At 65.8% G+C, this 17,007-nt stretch carries 16 protein-coding genes; 7 read left to right on the top strand and 9 right to left on the bottom strand.

All coding sequences use genetic code 11. The annotated features are described in order from the left end of the window. Positions 1-80: 80 nt before the first annotated feature. Positions 81-944, bottom strand: a complete 864-nt coding sequence (locus ACYQ4T_RS02935; protein ID WP_459850703.1) for an MBL fold metallo-hydrolase — start codon at positions 942-944, stop codon at positions 81-83. Positions 945-1,151: 207 nt separating this feature from the next. On the opposite strand from ACYQ4T_RS02935, the gene ACYQ4T_RS02940 reads away from it, so the two are divergent. After that, entirely contained in the window at positions 1,152-2,351 is a 1,200-nt protein-coding gene (locus ACYQ4T_RS02940; protein ID WP_459850705.1) for a serine hydrolase domain-containing protein, read from the top strand. Positions 2,352-2,356: 5 nt separating this feature from the next. Here ACYQ4T_RS02940 and ACYQ4T_RS02945 read toward each other — a convergent pair whose 3' ends face one another. The 5 genes from ACYQ4T_RS02945 to ACYQ4T_RS02965 all read right to left on the bottom strand — a co-directional run bounded on the left by ACYQ4T_RS02945 (position 2,357) and on the right by ACYQ4T_RS02965 (position 7,587). Beyond that, positions 2,357-3,463 carry an ABC transporter ATP-binding protein gene (locus tag ACYQ4T_RS02945; protein ID WP_459850707.1) on the bottom strand — a complete coding sequence of 369 codons (1,107 nt, stop codon included), beginning with the start codon at positions 3,461-3,463 and terminating at the stop codon, positions 2,357-2,359. Positions 3,464-3,481: 18 nt separating this feature from the next. Beyond that, positions 3,482-4,324 carry a carbohydrate ABC transporter permease gene (locus ACYQ4T_RS02950; protein WP_459850709.1) on the bottom strand — a complete coding sequence of 281 codons (843 nt, stop codon included), beginning with the start codon at positions 4,322-4,324 and terminating at the stop codon, positions 3,482-3,484. 11 nt (positions 4,325-4,335) lie between these two features. Continuing rightward, positions 4,336-5,286, bottom strand: a complete 951-nt coding sequence (locus tag ACYQ4T_RS02955; protein ID WP_459850710.1) for a carbohydrate ABC transporter permease — start codon at positions 5,284-5,286, stop codon at positions 4,336-4,338. Positions 5,287-5,374: 88 nt separating this feature from the next. Beyond that, positions 5,375-6,649 carry an ABC transporter substrate-binding protein gene (locus ACYQ4T_RS02960; RefSeq protein ID WP_459850712.1) on the bottom strand — a complete coding sequence of 425 codons (1,275 nt, stop codon included), beginning with the start codon at positions 6,647-6,649 and terminating at the stop codon, positions 5,375-5,377. Between the two features lie 2 nt (positions 6,650-6,651). Next, complete coding sequence (locus ACYQ4T_RS02965; RefSeq protein WP_459850713.1) at positions 6,652-7,587, bottom strand: N-acetylmuramic acid 6-phosphate etherase; 936 nt, start codon at positions 7,585-7,587, stop codon at positions 6,652-6,654. A gap of 156 nt (positions 7,588-7,743) precedes the next feature. Between ACYQ4T_RS02965 and ACYQ4T_RS02970 the strand changes: the two genes are divergently transcribed. Genes ACYQ4T_RS02970 through ACYQ4T_RS02990 form a run of 5 tightly spaced genes read left to right on the top strand, consistent with a single transcriptional unit; the run spans position 7,744 to position 12,703 of the window. Next, a complete protein-coding gene (locus ACYQ4T_RS02970) occupies positions 7,744-8,649 on the top strand; it encodes a glucosamine kinase nucleotide-binding domain-containing protein (protein ID WP_459850715.1) in 906 nt (301 codons plus the stop codon). Beyond that, positions 8,646-9,425 carry a GntR family transcriptional regulator gene (locus tag ACYQ4T_RS02975; protein WP_459850716.1) on the top strand — a complete coding sequence of 260 codons (780 nt, stop codon included), beginning with the start codon at positions 8,646-8,648 and terminating at the stop codon, positions 9,423-9,425. The genes ACYQ4T_RS02970 and ACYQ4T_RS02975 overlap by 4 nt, the downstream gene beginning before the upstream one ends. A 25-nt stretch (positions 9,426-9,450) precedes the next feature. After that, on the top strand, positions 9,451-10,467 hold the full coding sequence (locus ACYQ4T_RS02980; protein WP_459850718.1) for an SIS domain-containing protein: 1,017 nt from the start codon (positions 9,451-9,453) through the stop codon (positions 10,465-10,467). Then, positions 10,467-11,618, top strand: coding sequence for an N-acetylglucosamine-6-phosphate deacetylase (nagA, locus tag ACYQ4T_RS02985; RefSeq protein WP_459850720.1), 1,152 nt, complete (start codon positions 10,467-10,469; stop codon positions 11,616-11,618). The genes ACYQ4T_RS02980 and nagA overlap by 1 nt, the downstream gene beginning before the upstream one ends. Then, positions 11,615-12,703 carry a Gfo/Idh/MocA family protein gene (locus ACYQ4T_RS02990; protein ID WP_459850722.1) on the top strand — a complete coding sequence of 363 codons (1,089 nt, stop codon included), beginning with the start codon at positions 11,615-11,617 and terminating at the stop codon, positions 12,701-12,703. The genes nagA and ACYQ4T_RS02990 overlap by 4 nt, the downstream gene beginning before the upstream one ends. A gap of 149 nt (positions 12,704-12,852) precedes the next feature. Here the strand turns inward: ACYQ4T_RS02990 and ACYQ4T_RS02995 are convergent, their stop codons facing one another. Both ACYQ4T_RS02995 and ACYQ4T_RS03000 read right to left on the bottom strand, forming a co-directional pair. Beyond that, on the bottom strand, positions 12,853-14,427 hold the full coding sequence (locus ACYQ4T_RS02995; RefSeq protein WP_459850724.1) for an alkaline phosphatase D family protein: 1,575 nt from the start codon (positions 14,425-14,427) through the stop codon (positions 12,853-12,855). Positions 14,428-14,518: 91 nt separating this feature from the next. Beyond that, positions 14,519-15,301, bottom strand: a complete 783-nt coding sequence (locus ACYQ4T_RS03000; protein WP_459850726.1) for a 2-keto-4-pentenoate hydratase — start codon at positions 15,299-15,301, stop codon at positions 14,519-14,521. A gap of 80 nt (positions 15,302-15,381) precedes the next feature. On the opposite strand from ACYQ4T_RS03000, the gene ACYQ4T_RS03005 reads away from it, so the two are divergent. Then, on the top strand, positions 15,382-16,155 hold the full coding sequence (locus ACYQ4T_RS03005; protein ID WP_459850728.1) for an SDR family NAD(P)-dependent oxidoreductase: 774 nt from the start codon (positions 15,382-15,384) through the stop codon (positions 16,153-16,155). Positions 16,156-16,160: 5 nt separating this feature from the next. Here ACYQ4T_RS03005 and ACYQ4T_RS03010 read toward each other — a convergent pair whose 3' ends face one another. Beyond that, a complete protein-coding gene (locus ACYQ4T_RS03010; RefSeq protein ID WP_459850730.1) occupies positions 16,161-17,000 on the bottom strand; it encodes a hypothetical protein in 840 nt (279 codons plus the stop codon). Between the last annotated feature and the right edge of the window lie 7 nt (positions 17,001-17,007).

Below are 17,007 nucleotides of genomic sequence, written 5' to 3' on the forward strand. Positions count from 1 at the left end.
CGAGAGTCTTCAGTCGCACCCCCACCTTACCTCCCCCAGCTTCGGGGGAGGCTGGGACGGGGTGCCCCAGACTCGCTCTCTCAGAACCCATCCACCGGCAGCTTTAAATACCTTACGCCGTTGCTCTCCGGCTCCGGCAAAATCCCGGCGCGCATGTTGATCTGCACCGAGGGCAGGATCAGCTTCGGCATGCTCAGGGTCTTGTCGCGGCCGGTGCGCATGGCGACGAATTCCGCTTCCGAGATGCCGTCGCGGATATGCAGGTTCTTGGCGCGCTGCTCGGCGATGGTGGTTTCCCAGCGGTACTCATCCCGGCCCGGTGCCTTGTAGTCGTGGCAGAGAAAGACCCGGGTCTCCGGCGGCAAGGCGAAGACCTTGCGGATCGACTGATACAGGACCGCGGCATCGCCGCCGGGGAAGTCGCAGCGCGCTGTCCCATAGTCCGGCATGAAGAGCGTGTCGCCGACGAAGGCGGCATCGCCGATCACATAGGTGATGCAGGCGGGGGTATGGCCCGGCGTGTGGATCACCCGGGCGTCGAGATTGCCGATCTTGAAACGGTCGCCGTCCTTGAACAGCTGGTCGAACTGCCGTCCGTCGGTCTTGAAATCGGCCCCGGTGTTGAAGATCCGGGCGAAAGCATTCTGCACGATCCGCACATGCTCGCCGATCGCCGAGCGGCCGCCGAGCTGGTGTTTCAGATAATCGCCGGCGCTGACATGGTCGGCATGGACATGGGTCTCCAGCACCCAGTCGACCGTGAGGCCCCGCGACCGGACATGGGCGACGATCTTGTCGGCGGAGGCATGGCGGGTGCGGCCGGAGGCATGGTCGAAATCGAGCACGCTGTCGACCACCGCGGCCCGCCGGGTTTCGGGGTCCGCGACCACATAGCTGACGGTGAATGTGTCCTCGTCGAAGAAAGCGACGATATCCGGCTGCATGAACACTCCACTCAGAACGCTGTTTCGGCTGACTATAGCGAAACCGGTGATTTTCCGAAAATGCCATGCAATTCAATTTACTATAAGTGGAACAGAATCCCCTGGGCGCCGTTCGGTCCCAAGTGGGCTGCGCTGGCGGCCCTCTTTGGCGCATAAGGGCGGACTGCTATGCTCGATTTCAAGAGTATCGTCCCGGAGGAGACGCAGTTGAGCGAGCCCCAGATCATGGAGGGCTTCCCCCCGCCCAACGAAGGGCAGGTCACCATCACCAACTGGCGCCTGCCCCCCTTCAACCGCTGGGCCTTCCACCATGTGCGGGAGTTGATCCCGACCTCGACGATCCACCGCACCGAGAAGCCGGTTGAGCGGATCACGCTGATCTCCTCCTTGCTCGAGCGGCTGGCCTTCCAGGGGCCGGATGGACGCGAATGGACGGTCGGCAGCTTGCTGCCGCTGACCTGGACCGACGGCTTCCTGGTGATGCAGCGCGGCCGGGCGCTGATGGAATGGTATGACGCCGGCATGCGGCCGGAGATCCAGCACATCGTCTTCTCGGTCTCGAAGTCGATCTCGGCGATCCTGGCCGGCGCGGTGATCGGCGACGGCAGGCTCGATCCCGACGCGCTGGTGACGCGCTACATCCCGGAGGTCGAGGGCTCCGCCTATGGCGGCGACTGCACGGTGCGGCATGTGCTCGATATGACGGTCAGCATCAATTTCATCGAGGACTATCTCGACGCCCAGGGCGATTTCATGCGCTACCGCGTGGCGACCGGCTGGAATCCCGTACCGCCGGGGTCCAGGGCGGAAGATCTCCGAAGCTTCCTGGGCACTCTGCGGCGCGGGCCGGGGCCGCATGGCCAGGTCTTCCACTATGTCTCGCCGAACTCGGACCTGCTGGGCTGGATCCTGGAGCGCGCCACCGGGCGGCCCTATGCCACGCTGCTCGCGGACACGATCTGGAAGAGGCTCGGCACCGAGTTCGACGCCTATGTCACGGTGGACCGCATGGGCGCGCCGCGCACCGCCGGCGGCATCTGCGCGAGCCTGCGCGACCTCGGCCGGTTCGGCGACATGGTCAGGAACCGCGGCCGCCTGGGCGACATGCAGGTCGTGCCGGAATGGTGGATCGACGACATCCGCACCAAGGGCGATCCGGTCGCCTGGGCCGGCAGCAGCATGGCCAAGCTGCTGCCGCGGGGCCGCTACCGCGGCAAGTGGTACTCGACCGGCAACGAACGCGGCGCCTTCTGCGCGATCGGCATCCACGGCCAATGGATCTACATCGATCCGGCTTCCGAGGTGGTGATCGTCAAGTTGTCGTCGCAGCCGCTGCCGCTCGACGATGCGATGGATGGCCTGTTGCTGACCGCGTTCGACGCGATTGCGCGCAGTTTGGGAGGGTAACCGTGCTACGCCGCATCCGCCTTGCTGTGTCGGGGAAACGCCTTGCCCTCAGCATCGAAGAGATGCAGGTGCGCGACATCGGTCGAGACCGGGATCCGGCTGCCAATCTCGGCCCGGCTGTCGCCCGGCGAGCGCGCGGTGAGCATGGTGCCGTCGTCCCGTCTTACATGGACGTAGCTCGCCTCGCCGAGGTGCTCCACGGCGTCGACCGTGCCGGTGAGGACCATGGCGTGACGCGCGCCTTCCCCCAGATGTTCGGGTCGGATCCCCAGCGTTACTGAGTCTCCGGGCTTCGCGTCGCCGCCGGCGAAGGGAATCGGCATCGGCTTAGCCTCGCCGAAATCGACGGTCAGGCCCATGGCATCGATCGCGGTTACCGCTCCCTTCACGAAATTCATCTTCGGCGAGCCGATGAATCCGGCGACGAACTGGTTCTGCGGGTGGTGGTAGAGCTCCAGCGGCGGCCCGACCTGCTCGACCCGGCCCTGGTTCATCACCACGATCTTGGTCGCCAGCGTCATCGCCTCGACCTGGTCATGGGTGACGTAGATGGTGGTGGCGTTCAATTGGCGATGCAGCTTGGCGATCTCGATCCGGGTGTTGATGCGGAGCGCGGCGTCGAGGTTGGACAGAGGCTCGTCGAACAGGAAGACTGCGGGCTCGCGCACGATGGCGCGGCCGATCGCGACCCGCTGGCGCTGGCCGCCGGAGAGGTCGCGTGGCTTGCGCTCGAGATAGGGCGTCAATTGCAGAATCTCGGCTGCCTTGCGCACGCGCTTGTCGGCCTCGGCCTTGTCGGTCTTGGCGAACTTCAGGCCGAAGGCCATGTTCTTGTAGACCGACATATGCGGGTAGAGCGCGTAGGACTGGAACACCATGGCGATGCCGCGCTCGGCCGGCGGCACCTGGTTGACCAGCTTGCCGCCGATATGGAGCTCGCCCGCGGTGATCTCCTCGAGGCCGGCGATGATGCGCAAGGCCGTGCTTTTGCCACAGCCCGAGGGGCCGACGAAGACCACGAACTCGCCGTCCTTCACGTCCAGGCTGATGCCGTGCAGCACCTCGACCTTGCCATAGGACTTCTTGATGTTGCGCAGCGAAACGTCAGCCATGGTGTCGAATCCGTCTCGTCATTTGACTGCTCCCATGGTCAGGCCGCGGACCAGGTGCCGCGAGAAGGCGATGTAGAGCACCAGAATCGGGGCAATCGCGAGACTGAGGGCGGCCAGGACCGCATTCCAGTTGGTCACGTATTGCCCGATGAACTGCTGGGCTCCGAGCGTGATGGTCTGCTTGCCGTGGCCCGAAGCTAGAATGAGCGGGAACCACAGATCGTTCCAGATCGGCACCATGGTGAAGACCGCGACGGTCGCCACGGCCGGGCGGATCAGCGGCAGGATCACGTCGGTGAAGATGCGATATTCGCTGACCCCGTCGCAGCGCGCCGCCTCGCGCAAGTCGCGCGGGATCTGCGCCATGAATTCGCCGAGGATCAGGATCGCCAGCGGCAGGCCCATCGCGGTGTAGACCAGGATCAGCGCGGTCAGGGTGTTGATCAGCCCCATGCCGACGATCATTTTCAGGATCGACACCGTGCCGAGGCGGATCGGCACCATGATGCCGATCGCCATGTAGAGCGCGACCAGGGTGTTGCCCTTGAAGCGGTATTCGCCCAAGGCCCAGGCCGCCATCGCGCCGGCGATCAGCACCAGCGCCAGGGAGATCACCGTCACGATCAGGCTGTTGCCGAAATAGGTGCCGAAGGCGGCCTTGTCCAGCACCTGGGCATAGCCAACGAGATCGAAGGTCTCCGGGCTGGGGAGCGACAGCGGATTGCCGAAGATCGCGCTGCGGGACTTCATCGAGTTGATCAGCACCAGCCCGATCGGGAAGGTGGCGATCAGGGTGTAGAAGATGAGCGCCGCATGGACGGCGATGCGGTTCAGATTGACGCGTCGGTTGACCATCGCCATCGCTGCCTCCGCTACGCCAGGTGATGCTGCAGCTTGCGCTGCACGGCGAAGAGATAGAACAGGACCCCGATCAGGATGATGAACAGCATCACCGTGGCGACGGCGGCGCCCATGGTCGGGCTGCCGGCCTGGAGCTGATAGCCGAAGAAGGTGCGGTAGAAGAAGGTGCCGAGAATGTCGGTCGCGTAGTTCGGCCCGGCCTGCGCGCCCTTCATCGCATAGATGAGGTCGAAGGCGTTGAAATTGCCGACGAAGGTCAGGATCGAGACCACGCCGAGGGTCGGATAGACCAGCGGCAGGCGGATCTGCCAGAACACGTAGAAGGGCGGCGCGCCATCGACCGTCGCTGCATCAATCAGGTCGTCCGGGATGTTGATCAGCGCGGCATAGATCAGGATCATCGGGATGCCGACGAACTGCCAGACCGAGATCAGCGAGACGGTTATGAGCGCGGTGCCTTCCTGGCCGAGCCAGGGCGCGAATAGCGCGCCGAGGCCGAAGGTGGTGAGGAAGCCCTTCGCGATGCCCCACAGCGGCGAGAGGATGAGCTGCCAGACGAAGCCGATGATCACCACGGAGAGCATGGTCGGCATGAACAGCAGGGTGCGGTAGATCCCGGCGCCCTTCAGCCGCGGCAGGCTGAGCAGGGCGGCGAGCGCCAGGCCGATCGAGGTCTGCACGACCATGTGGATCGCGAAGAAGACGAAGTTATTGCGGAGCGCGTTCCAGAACGGCTTGGACCAGACCGGGTCGGTCAGCAGAGTCACGAAATTGCCGAGGCCGATGAAATGCTGCGCCCCGGTCTCGTCGGCGGTGTAGAGGCTCAAGCGGATCGTGTCGATCAGCGGGTAGATGGAGAAGACCGTGTAGACGATGAAGGCCGGCGCCAGGAACACGACGATATGCGTCGGCCATTTCCGTCTTCCGACGGAAGTATCCGCCGCCATGGCGATCGACGTCATGCCCGGGTTTTCCTCGCTGCTCTCATGCCGGAAACGAACCGCGGGTCGCGGCCGGTGCCACGACCCGCGGGATTTTCAGTCTAGCCGATCACTGGGCCGGCTTGTACCAGCCGTCCAGGCCCTTCTGCAGCTGCTCGGCAGCGGCTTCCGGGGTCTGGGTGCCGTTCAGCACATTGGCGCTGACCGCCCACAGCTCGTTCTCCAGGTTGGGCGTGCCGCGCGAGAGGATCTGGTAGGAGTTCCGGATCGTGCTCTCACAGTTCTTGCGCCAGCCGACGAAGGTCTGCGCCACCGGGTCCTTGATCTCGACCGCTTCCTGGGTCAGCGGGAAGAAGCCGGGGAGGGCGTTGGCGTAGAGGCCGGCGAACTCCGCCGAGCCGACCCATTCGATGAAGGTCTTCGCGGCGTCCATGTTCTTCGACTTGGCGTTGACGCCCATGCCGATGTCGACATGGTCGCTGATGTAGCACTTGTCGGTGCCTTCCGGCTGCACTGGCGGGAAGGCGTCGAAGGCGAGATCCTTCGACTGCTCGAACAGCGGGATGTCCCAGGAGCCGGCCGGATAGATCGCAGCGCGACCCAGCGAGAACAGGTTCTGGGTGTCCGGATACTTCTGCGCCTGATAGCCCTCGCCCATGTACGGGCCCCAGGTCGCCAGCTCCTTGAAGACGTCGACATATTCCTTGTCGGTGAGCTTCGCCTTGCCGGCGATCAGCGCCTTGCGGCCTTCCTCGCCCTTCCAGTAGTCGGGGCCGATGTTCTGGAAGCCCATGGTCGCCGCTTCCCACTGGTCCGCGGTGCCGAGGGCGATCGGCGTGTACTTGCCGTCGGCCTTGATCTTGTCGAGCACGGCGTGGAACTCGGCCGTGGTCTTCGGCGGGGTCAGGCCCAGTTCCTCGAAGATCTTCTTGTTGTAGATGAAGCCGTGGATAACCGAGGCCATCGGCATGCAGAAGGTGTCCTTGCCGTCATCGGTCTGCCAGGCGGCCTTGGCGACGTCGGAGAAGTTCTTCATCGACGGGACGTCGTCGAGCTTCACCAGGTAGCCCTTCTTGTAGAGATCGAGCGAGGCGTCGAACGGACGGCAGGTGATGATGTCCGCCGCGGTGCCACCCTCGAGCTCGGTGTTCAGCGCCGCGTTGTACTCGGTCGGCGGATAGCCCTTGAACGATACCTTGATTTCCGGATGCTTGGCCATGAAGGCTGGCAGGATCTGCTTGTTCCAGATGTCGGCATCGTCGTTGCGCCAGCTCTCGATCGTGAGCTCCTGCACTGGCGCCGGCTTGTTCATATACCATAGGCCCACCGCCGCGACGGCGATGACCACCACTGCACCCCCGATGAGTGCCCCTTTGTTGGCCATGTTCAGCTCCCTTGTTTTCGTTGCAGGTTGGTCGGTTGGCGAGATTCGGTCGTTTGGGCGGAGCCCAGGGCGGCGCGCAGACTGCCGCCGACTTGGGAGAGGATCTGCTCCGCTTCCGCGGGGCTGCGCCCGGCGAGCACCAGGGCGGCCGGCTTGATGCGGTCGTTGCAGGCGGCGAGCGCCGTGGCCGCCGCGTCTCGGGTGGCGCCGGTGATGCTCTGAAGAATGCCGATCGCGCGGTCGCGCAGCTTGGCGTTCTGCACCCGGAGATCGACCATCAGCCCGTCATGCACCCGGTTCAACCGGATCATGGTCAGGCTGGAGAGCATGTTCAGGACCGCTTTCTGCGCGGTGCCGGCATTCATGCGGGTCGATCCGCTGATCACCTCCGGCCCGGTCTCCAGCAGGATCGCGTGGTCGGCGGCGCTCAGCATCGGCCCGCCGGCGTTGTTGGCGATGGCGATGGTGAGCGCCTTCGCGCGGGCCGCGGCTTCCATCACCGCCAGCGTGTAGCGGGTGGTGCCGCTGGCGGCGACCGCGATGACCGCGTCGTTCGCGGTGAGCTTCAGCGCCTCGGCCTCGATCCGCCCGCGGTCGTCGTGGTCCTCGACATCGCCTTTGAGGCCCGGCGTCAGATCGGTGCCGCCCGCCAGCAGGACGAAGACGCGGTCATCGGGCCAGTTGAAGGTTGGGCCAATCTCCATCGCGTCGCCCGCGGCCAGCAGACCGGAGGCGCCGGCGCCGGCATAGACCACCCTTCCGCCGGCGTTCAGGCGGCCGGCGAGGGCCTGGGCCGCGGCGGCGATGGAGGGCATGGCCGAACGGATCGCCGCGATGGCGCGTGACTGACCCTCCCAGAAAGCATCGAGGATCTCCCCGTCGCTCCAGGTGTCGAGGCCGCGATAGCGCGCCGCGTTGGTCTCAGTCCCGAACGTCATCTGGGCCAAATGCCATATGGCTGTTCTCAGCCTCGCCTTCCCTTAACTGATATTATGCTGGTATTATAGAAACGAGTCAAATTCTTTGCCACTTCCCGATCTGGACCTAAACTGGCATTATAACTCTGGCGAATGTCTGGGAGCGCCGCCAGCTGAATGGCTGACACTCTATTTATAGGAATCGACGGCGGAGGGACCCATTGCCGGGCCCGGATCCGCGACGGCGGCGGTCGTCTGATCGGCGAGGGCACCGGTGGACCGGCCAACCTGCGCCTCGGCCCCGCGGTCGCCATGGCCGCGATCGTCGATGCCGCCATAGCCGCGGCGAAAGTGGGCGGCCTCGGCGAAGGCGATCTCGGCCGCGCCTCGGTCGGCCTCGGCATGGCGGGAGCCATCGACGAGGCCCGCAACGGCCAGCTGCTGGCGCAGCCACATCCCTTTCCGCGTGTCGCCATCGACACCGACGCCTATATCGCCTGGCTCGGCGCCTTCTCTGGCGGCGACGGCGCGATCCTGATCATCGGCACCGGCTCGGCCGGGCTCGCGGTGGTTAAGGGCCAGCGCTTCAATGTCGGCGGCTGGGGCAACGTGATCTCCGACGATGCCAGCGGCAACGAGATTGGCAAGCACGCCATCCGGCGCGCGCTCTGGGCCCATGACGGCATGGCGCCGATGACCAAACTCGCCGCGAAGATCCTCGATCGCTTCGATCATCAGCCGCCGAAGATCGTCACCTGGGCCGACCAGGCGCGACCGACCGACTTCGCGCAGCTCGCGCCCTTGGTGCTGGACTATGCGGGGCAGGGCGATGCGATGGGCGTCGCGGTGATCGAGCATGCGGCCGAAGGTGCCGCCCGCATCGCCGATCGATTGCTCGACGCCGGTGCGCCGGGAATCGCTCTCTTGGGCGGGCTCGGCGAGCCGCTGCGGCCCTGGCTGCCGCGGCGAATCCAGGAGAAGCTGGTTGCGCCGAAGGGCGACGCTATGGAAGGCGCGCTGCTGCTGGCGCGCGAGGCGCAGCCCCAGGGGGCGCTTCCATCGCAGCAGAGGGCGGGCGCTTGAAGACGGCGGCGCAACCGGATTTCCGCGACGCGGGTTCGCTCGACGAGAGCAGCCCGACGCCGCTCTATTTGCAGCTCCAGCATCTGATCCAGCAGGCGGTGCGCTCCGGCAAGCTCCGCGCCGACGAGGCCCTGCCCAGCGAGCGCGATCTCTCACGCCAGCTCGGCATCTCCCGCGTGACCGTGCGCAAGGCGATCGCGGGCCTGGTCGAGAAGGGCATGCTGGTGCAGCGCTGGGGCTCCGGCACCTTCATCGCGCCCGCGGTGCAGGTCGAGCAGCCGCTCTCCCGGCTCTCCAGCTTCACCGACGACATGCTGGGGCGCGGGCTGCAGCCCGGCGCGGTCTTTCTCGGCCGCGGCGTCGGGCCGGCCACGCCGAAGGAATCCATGGCGCTTGGCCTCTCGCCGGGCGAACTGGTCAGTCGCTTCGACCGTCTCCGCACCGCCGACGACGTGCCGATGGCGATCGAGCATGCTGTGGTGCCGAACCGCCTGGTGCCGGATCCGGAAGCGGTCGCGACCTCGCTCTATGCCGTGCTGATCGGCCGGGGCCATTCGCCGCGGCGCGCCTTGCAGCGCCTGCACGCGGTGCTGCTGAATTCCGAGCAGGCGAAGCTGCTGCAGGTGCCGGACGGCACCGCGGCGCTCTACATCGAGCGGCGCTCCTTCGACCAGGACGGGGTCGCCGTCGAGTTCACCTCCTCCTACTACCGTGGCGATGCCTATGACTTCGTCGCCGAATTGAGCCTTGGCACACCGAGTACCGAACAGGAATAGAATGGGATCTGCAAACGGAAGCCTGATGCGCAGCGAGGCGCTGGAAGCGCCGCAGGTGGTGGCCAGGATGCTCGCCGCCAATGCCGGGCGCTGCGCCGACCTGGCTAAGCGCCTGCGCGCCGCGCCCCCGCCTTTCGCGGTGACCTGCGCGCGCGGCAGCTCGGACAATGCCGGGACCTACGCGAAATACCTGCTGGAGATCCACCAGGGCCTGGTGACCGCCTCGGTTGGGCCCTCGGTCAGCTCGGTGTTCGGCGGCGCGCCGCGCATGCAAGGGGCACTCTGCCTCACCATCTCGCAGTCGGGGCGCAGCCCGGATCTGCTGTCGCTGACCGACGCGGCGCGCGGCGCCGGGGCCATCACGGTGGCGCTGGTGAACGACACGGAATCGCCGCTGGCGCAAAAGGCGGAGATCGTGCTGCCGCTGCTGGCTGGCCCGGAGCGCAGCGTGGCGGCGACCAAGTCCTATATCGCCTCGCTCGCCTCGATCCTGCAGATCGTCGCGCATTGGTCGGGCGACGCGCTGCTCCATGCGGCGGTCGATCGCCTGCCTGAGGAGCTGTCGCTGGCCACGCAATACGACTGGTCGGCGGCGGAGCCGATATTGAACAGTGTGCGCAATCTCTTCGTGATCGGCCGCGGTCCCGGCTTCGGCGTCGCGCAGGAAGCGGCGCTGAAGCTGAAGGAGATCTGCGGCCTGCATGCCGAGGCGATGAGCGCCGCCGAGCTGATGCATGGACCACTCGCTCTGCCGGGCCAGGATTTTCCGGTGATGGCCTTCCTGCAGCCGGACAAATCCGAGAGCGGCGTGCTGAAGATCCTGCGCGGCCTCGCCGGGCGTGGCGTGCCGGTGATCGCCGCCGGCGCCGGCGACCAGGCGACCGGCGCGATCTCCTTGCCGAGCCTCCCGGAATCCAATCCCTTCTCGGCGCCGATCCTGCTGATCCAGAGCTTCTATCTGCTGGCCGAGCGCCTCGCCTGGGCGCATGGCCGCGATCCAGACCGCCCGCCGCATCTCAAGAAAGTCACGGAGACCCAGTAATGGCGACGGCACTGATCGGCGCCACTTTGTTCGACGGCATAGGTCTGCGCCGCGGACATGCCGTCCTTATCGAAGCCGGCAAAATCGCCGGCGTCATGCCGGAGGCGAAGCTGCCCAAGGGCGTGGAGCAGCAGGCGATCAGCGGGCTGCTCGCGCCGGGCTTCATCGACGTGCAGGTCAATGGCGGCGGCGGCGTGCTGTTCAACGAGACCCGCAGCATCGCCGGCATCGCCGCGATCGGCGCCGCGCACCGCCGCTTCGGCACCACCGGATTCCTGCCGACCTTCATCACCGACACGCCGGCGAGCATGGCCGAGGCGATCAAGGCCGCCGATGCCGCGATGCAGGCACGCACCCCCGGCGTGCTCGGGATCCATCTCGAAGGCCCCTTCCTCAACCCAGAGCGCAAGGGCATCCACCGCGCCGAACTCATGCGTCCGATCGGCGACCAGGACCTGGCGATGATCGACCTGCCGGCCGGCGGCCGCGTGCTGGTGACCCTGGCGCCGGAGAAGACCGAGCCGGCGACCATCGCCAAGCTCACCAAATCCGGCATCATCGTCGCCGCCGGCCACACCAAGGCCGACCTCGAGACCATCCGCGAGGCGCAGCGAGCGGGCCTCACCGGCATCACACATCTCTTCAACGCCATGCCGCCGATGATGGGGCGCGAGCCCGGCCCGGTCGGCGCGGCGCTGGAGGACAAGCAGCTCTGGTGCGGGCTGATCGTCGATCTGCACCATGTATCGGCGGTTTCGTTGCGCGTGGCTTTGGCGGCACGCGGCACCGAGCGGATGATACTGGTGACCGACGCCATGCCGTCGGTCGGCAGCGCGGAGGATCATTTCGAACTGCTGGGCGAGAAGATCAGCCGCATCGACGGCGCGTTGGTGAACGATGCCGGCACGCTCGCCGGCTCCGATCTCGACATGGCGAGCGCCGTGCGCAACACGGTCCGCCACCTCGGCGTGCCGGTCGAGGATGCGCTGCGGATGGCATCGCTCAATTCCGCAGCGTTCCTGCGCCTCGATGGCGAGCTCGGCCGGATCGCCGAAGGCTATCGCGCCGACCTGGTGCTGCTGGACGGCGATTACAAAGTCAAAGCGACCTGGATCTCGGGCGCGCGACAGGACGAAAGGGTGAAGGGATGAGCGGCAAGCTGCGGGTCCTCAGCGTCGGGCTGGGCAATATGGGCATGTCCCACGCCATGGCCTATGCGCGGATCGACGGCTACGAGGTCGCCGCGGTCTGCGAACGCCGCATCGCCGAGCGCCAGCTGCCGCCGGTGCTGGCTTCGGCACAGCGTTTTGCCGACTACGGCGAGGCCCTCAAGGCGGTGAAGCCCGACGTGGTCTCGATCAGCACCTGGTCGGACAGCCACGCCGAATATGCGATCGCCGCCATGGAGGCGGGGGCGCATGTCTTTGTCGAGAAGCCGCTGGCGGACACCGTGGAGGATGCCGAGCGCGTGGTCGCGGCGGCGAAGCGCACCGGCAGGAAGCTGGTGATCGGCTATATCCTTCGGCACCACCCATCCTGGATCAAATTCATCGCGCTCGCCAAGACCCTGGGGTCGCCGCTGGTCTTCCGCATGAACTTGAACCAGCAGAGTAGCGGCAAGCAGTGGGAAGACCACAAGAAGCTGCTGCAGAGCCTGTCGCCCATCGTCGATTGCGGCGTCCATTATCTCGACGTCATGTGCCAGATCACCCGGGCCAAGGCGGTGCGTGTGCACGCGCTCGGCGCGCGCCTGACCGACGGCATGCCGGACGTCGATCTGCCGCAGGGCATGTATAATTACGGCATGCTGCAGGTCGCCTTCGACGACGGCTCGGTCGGTTGGTACGAGGCCGGCTGGGGCCCGATGATGAGCGAGACCGCTTTCTTCGTGAAGGACGTGATCGGCCCCAAGGGCAGCGTCTCCATCGTCGTTGCCGACGAGGGCAACAAGGACACCAAGTCCGCCGACATCAACACCCACACCAAGACAAACCGCATCCTGCTGCACCACGCGGCGCTCGACGCCGCCGGCAATCTCGCCCGCCAGGACGAGGTCTTCGACACCCAGGACGAGCCTGACCATGACGCGCTTTGCGAACGCGAGCAGCGCTATCTGCTGAAGGCGATCCGCGAGAACGTCGACCTCACCGATCACATGTCGGATGCGGTGCGCAGCTTGCGGATCGCACTGGCGGCGGATCGTTCAGTGCGGATGGGCGAAGTGGTTACGCTTTAGCCCCCACCAGATGTGGTGCCATGCGATGGAATCATTGTGCGGCACCCCCGCCCCCACCTTCCCCGAAGACGGGAGAGGGAGTCAAATCGAGCCCTCCCCCGTCTTCGGGGGAGGATCGGGTGGGGGTGCAGCAAACTCCGTGCAGCAGACTAGATTCGCACCGGCTCCAGATCCGTCGACCACAGCGCGGTGTCGGCGGTATCGCGCAGGGTCACGGTCATGACGCCGGTATCGGCCTTGATCGCAACATGGCCGAAGAACTGCATGCCCTCGACCGGGCTCAGGTTCACCTTGCCGGCTTCCGGCGCCTTCACGTATTTCACCTCGGGGCCGAAGGTCATGTCGAGGTCGTTCGGGCCGAAGGTGCCGGCGTGGATCGGGCCGGAGACGAACTCCCAGAACGGGTTGAAGTCCTGGAACTGCGCCTTGTTGGGATCGTAGTAATGCGCGGCGGTGTAATGCACGTCCGCCGTCAGCCAGACCGTGTTCTGCACATTCGCCGCCTTGATGAAGCGCAGCAGGTCGGCGAATTCCAGCTCGCGGCCCAAGGGCTTGCCGCCGTCGTTGTTGGCCACCGCCTCGAAGCCCTTCTTGTCCTTGGCGTTGTTCCAGACGATCAGCGAGAGCGGCATGTCGGCGGCGATCACCTTCCAGAGCGCCTTGGAGGAGACCAGCTCCCGTTTCAGCCAGGCGAGCTGCTCGGCGCCGAGGAAGACCGCCTTGCTCTCCTCGGTCTCGAGGTTGTCGCCGTTGGGATCGCGATAGGTCCGCATGTCGATCATGAAGACGTCGAGCAGCGGGCCGTAGGCGATCTTGCGATAGACCCGGTTCGGTTCCTGCGGGTATTGCGCGATCGGCATGTACTCCTGGTAGGCGCGGGCAGCGCGGGCCGCCATCACCGCGATCGACTTCTCGGTATAGGGCTCGGCCAGCACCTTGGAGGCCGACCAGTTGTTGGTCACCTCGTGGTCGTCCCATTGCGAAAGCACCGGCACGGCGGCATAAAGTGCCAGCAAATTCTTGTCCATGAAGTTGTATTTGTACTGGCCGCGGAACTCGTCGAGCGTCTCGGCCGGCTTGGACTTCTCCGGCGTGACCAAGTTCTTCCAGGTGCTGCCGTCGGGCAGCTTCACCTCGGCCTGCAGCGGGCCGTCGGCATAGACGTTGTCGCCGGAATGCAGGAAGAAATCCGGCTGGTGTTTCAGCATCGTGGCATACGCCTTCATCCCGCCGCGGGATTCATCGATGCCCCAACCCTGGCCGCAAGTATCGCCGGACCAGGTGAAGGAAACGTCGCGCAGCGCCGTCGGCGCGGTGCGGAAATGGCCGGTTAGCGGTTCGCTTTCGACGCTGGGATCGGCCAGATCCTGGAACTTCACGCGATAGAAGATGTCCTGGTTCGAAGGCAGGCCGCCCGCCAGCAGCTTCACCGTGAAATCGGAATCCGGCAGCGCCGCGACTTTCGGCAGGGTATGCGCGTCCTTGAAGCTCTCGGTGGTCGACCATTCGAACACCGCGTTGGCCGGACGGTCGGCGCGCGACCACAGCACCGCGCGATCGGTGCCGACGTCGCCGGACTGGATGCCATGGGTGATCAGCGGCCGCGCGGCGGCGCGGCTGATGCGCGGCGCGGCGATGCCGGTGAGCGTGGCGGCGCCGATGGCGGCGGTGCCTGTCAGGAAGCGGCGGCGCGATAGGCGATTCTCGGTGATGCGGATCTTCATGGCGGGGACTCCGGAACGGTTCAGGCGGGGGCCGCAACATCCCGCCGGAACGTGACAGAAGTTTCGCGTTTCGATGAAAGAGCAGTCACAATCAGTCGAAGCCGGCGCTCATCCTGCCCAGCACGAAAAAGTCCATCACCACCGTATCGCCGGCCGCGACATCGACCGGCTTCACGCAGGTGCCGGTGGTGACGATCTCGCCGGCCTTCAGGCCGAGGCCGCGCTTGTTGAGGTGATTGGCAAGCCAGGTGAGCGCGATCCGGGGATCGCCCAGCGCATTGGCGCCGCTGCCCTCGGCTACGAGCCTGTCCTGTTTCCAGGCGCGGACCGGCTGCCGGGAAAGATCGAGCCCGCGCCAGTCCGGCACTTCGGGACCCAGCAGGAACCAGGCGTGGAAGGCGCAATCGGCGCAGATCGAGGGCGCGCCGATCGTGTCGAACACCTGATAACGCGCGTCCGGCACCTCGATCGCGAGATGCATCGCCGCGACCGCATCAATGACCTCGCTCTGGTCGTAGTCGCGCCCACGCGGCGGCAAGTCGCGCGCCATCCTGAAGGCGAACTCCGCCTCGGCGACGCGCATGTGGTTGCGGGCGATCGGGCGTCGGGCACCGTCGGCCAGCACGAAGTCGCGGAACAGCCGGCCGGCCAGGGGCTCAGTCACGCCGATATGCTTCTGCCCGGCGGCGCTGGTGGCGGCGATCTTCCAGCCGACCGCCGGCTGCTCCACCAGATCCAGCATCGCTTCCTGGATTGCGTAACCCTCGGCCAGCGACGCGGGCCGGATTTCCGGCGGCAGGGCATCGATGCGTGTCTCGGCGAGACGGGTGCGCCACAGCAGTTCGGCGGCGCGGGCGATCGCGGTCTGGTCCATTTGTCCCCCAGCTTGACGGGCCGCATCTTACCGCGTTCGATGGCCCCCAGTGGAACATCAAAAGCAGGGGATTGGGGGAGATGGCGAACTCGGAATTTCCGCGTTTCGACTTGAGCGGGCAGGTGGTGCTGGTGACGGCGGCGGCACGCGGGCTGGGCCGCGCCTGCGCCTTGGCCTGTGCCCATGCCGGGGCGGATATCGCGCTCGGCTTGCGCGACAGGAAGTCGGGCGAGAGCCTGGTCGCGGCGATCCAGAAGCTCGGCCGCAAGGCGCTGCCGCTGCAGATGGACATGACCAAGCTGGACGAGATCCAGAGCGCGGTCGCCGAGGCCGACCGGCATTTCGGCAAGATCGACGTGCTGGTGAACAATGCCGGCGCCAGCCCGGAGAACCTGGCCGAGAACGTCAACGAGGCCGATTTCGACCTGACCTTGCAGGTCAATCTGAAAGGCACCTTCTTCGCCAGCCAGGCGGTGGGCAAGCTGATGATCGCAAGGCGCTATGGCCGCATCATCAACATGAGCTCGCAGGCCGGCAGCGTGGCGCTCCGCGGCGAGCCGATCTACTGCATGAGCAAGGCCGGGATCGATCACCTCACCCGCTGCCTGGCGCATGAATGGGGCCGCTACAACATCTGCGTCAATGCCGTGGCGCCGACCTTCATCTGGACCGACGGCACGCGGCCCGCGCTCTCGGACCCGGAATTCCTGAAGCAGACGGTCGCGAAGATCCCCTTGGGCCGCATCGGCGAACCGAAGGAGGTCGCCGGCGCGGTGGTGTTCCTGGCGTCGCCGGCCGCCTCGCTGGTCAACGGCACCATCCTGCATGTGGACGGCGGCTGGACCACGGGCTGAGCGGATCACCAATTCTCGAAGTATTCGCCGCAGGTCTTTTCGCACAAGCGGGCGGCCGTCACGTTCATCACCGGAATGAACATGGTGTTGCCCGACACGGTCATTTGCTGAATATCGGAAAACTCGCCGACGAAGATCGCGGTCGTTCCGGGATCTCCGAACATTTCGTTGGCGATGCCCTGCGCGATGAACTGGCCGTGGTCGCCATAACTGCCCGCTTCATCCCAGGTGAACCAGCCGCGACGGTCGCCGACCATTTGGACGAAGCTGCCGCGCACGACTAGGCGCTGTCCCTTGAATCGGTATGGATTCGGCTGGATATCCTGCAGCCAGCCGAAGCCGTCGATCGGTCCGGCCTCCTGGCGGATACTCTCCCAACTCGCCCAGCGTTCCTGGATCTCCTTCTCCCCGACACGGTTTCTCATGTGGACCGCCAAGCGGGAATCGGGATTTTGCTTGTCCACGAGCAGGCCAGACCAAATGTTGTCTTTCGGGCCGCCATGGACTTCGTAACAGCGATCCGCTCGCTGCTTCCGCATCAGACCGAGATCGTGCAGGCACAAAGCGTCATCCTTGATCGCGAAGCTCTCGGTATAGACGAGGCTGACCTTAGAATTGCCGTCGGAAGCGATTACAAGAAGTTTGCCGTCGGTACTGAAGTAGGCGGCCTGACTAAGCCTGGTGCCGTCTGCGGCGACGCCAGACCCAACGAGGAGGTGCCCGAGGAATTGAGATCGGATCTCATCTGCATTCAGCGCGGGTTCGTCATCGGCGCGTGCGGCAAGACCGGCAAACGCAAGCGCTGCCGATGCGACACCGAGCCGGGCCAGCCTGCTGAGTTTCACGGATGCC

It is taken from the genome of Dongia sp. agr-C8 (genome assembly GCF_054658695.1).

Excerpts from the sequence above, each read along its gene's own strand:
- ACYQ4T_RS02935 (WP_459850703.1), bottom strand. The coding sequence starts at position 944 with ATGCAGCCGGATATCGTCGCTTTCTTCGACGAGGACACATTCACCGTC.
- ACYQ4T_RS02945 (WP_459850707.1), bottom strand. The coding sequence starts at position 3,463 with ATGGCTGACGTTTCGCTGCGCAACATCAAGAAGTCCTATGGCAAGGTC.
- ACYQ4T_RS02950 (WP_459850709.1), bottom strand. The coding sequence starts at position 4,324 with ATGGCGATGGTCAACCGACGCGTCAATCTGAACCGCATCGCCGTCCAT.
- ACYQ4T_RS02955 (WP_459850710.1), bottom strand. The coding sequence starts at position 5,286 with ATGACGTCGATCGCCATGGCGGCGGATACTTCCGTCGGAAGACGGAAA.
- ACYQ4T_RS02960 (WP_459850712.1), bottom strand. The coding sequence starts at position 6,649 with ATGGCCAACAAAGGGGCACTCATCGGGGGTGCAGTGGTGGTCATCGCC.
- ACYQ4T_RS02965 (WP_459850713.1), bottom strand. The coding sequence starts at position 7,587 with ATGACGTTCGGGACTGAGACCAACGCGGCGCGCTATCGCGGCCTCGAC.
- ACYQ4T_RS02970 (WP_459850715.1), top strand. The coding sequence starts at position 7,744 with ATGGCTGACACTCTATTTATAGGAATCGACGGCGGAGGGACCCATTGC.
- ACYQ4T_RS02980 (WP_459850718.1), top strand. The coding sequence starts at position 9,451 with ATGCGCAGCGAGGCGCTGGAAGCGCCGCAGGTGGTGGCCAGGATGCTC.
- nagA (WP_459850720.1), top strand. The coding sequence starts at position 10,467 with ATGGCGACGGCACTGATCGGCGCCACTTTGTTCGACGGCATAGGTCTG.
- ACYQ4T_RS02990 (WP_459850722.1), top strand. The coding sequence starts at position 11,615 with ATGAGCGGCAAGCTGCGGGTCCTCAGCGTCGGGCTGGGCAATATGGGC.
- ACYQ4T_RS02995 (WP_459850724.1), bottom strand. The coding sequence starts at position 14,427 with ATGAAGATCCGCATCACCGAGAATCGCCTATCGCGCCGCCGCTTCCTG.
- ACYQ4T_RS03000 (WP_459850726.1), bottom strand. The coding sequence starts at position 15,301 with ATGGACCAGACCGCGATCGCCCGCGCCGCCGAACTGCTGTGGCGCACC.
- ACYQ4T_RS03005 (WP_459850728.1), top strand. The coding sequence starts at position 15,382 with ATGGCGAACTCGGAATTTCCGCGTTTCGACTTGAGCGGGCAGGTGGTG.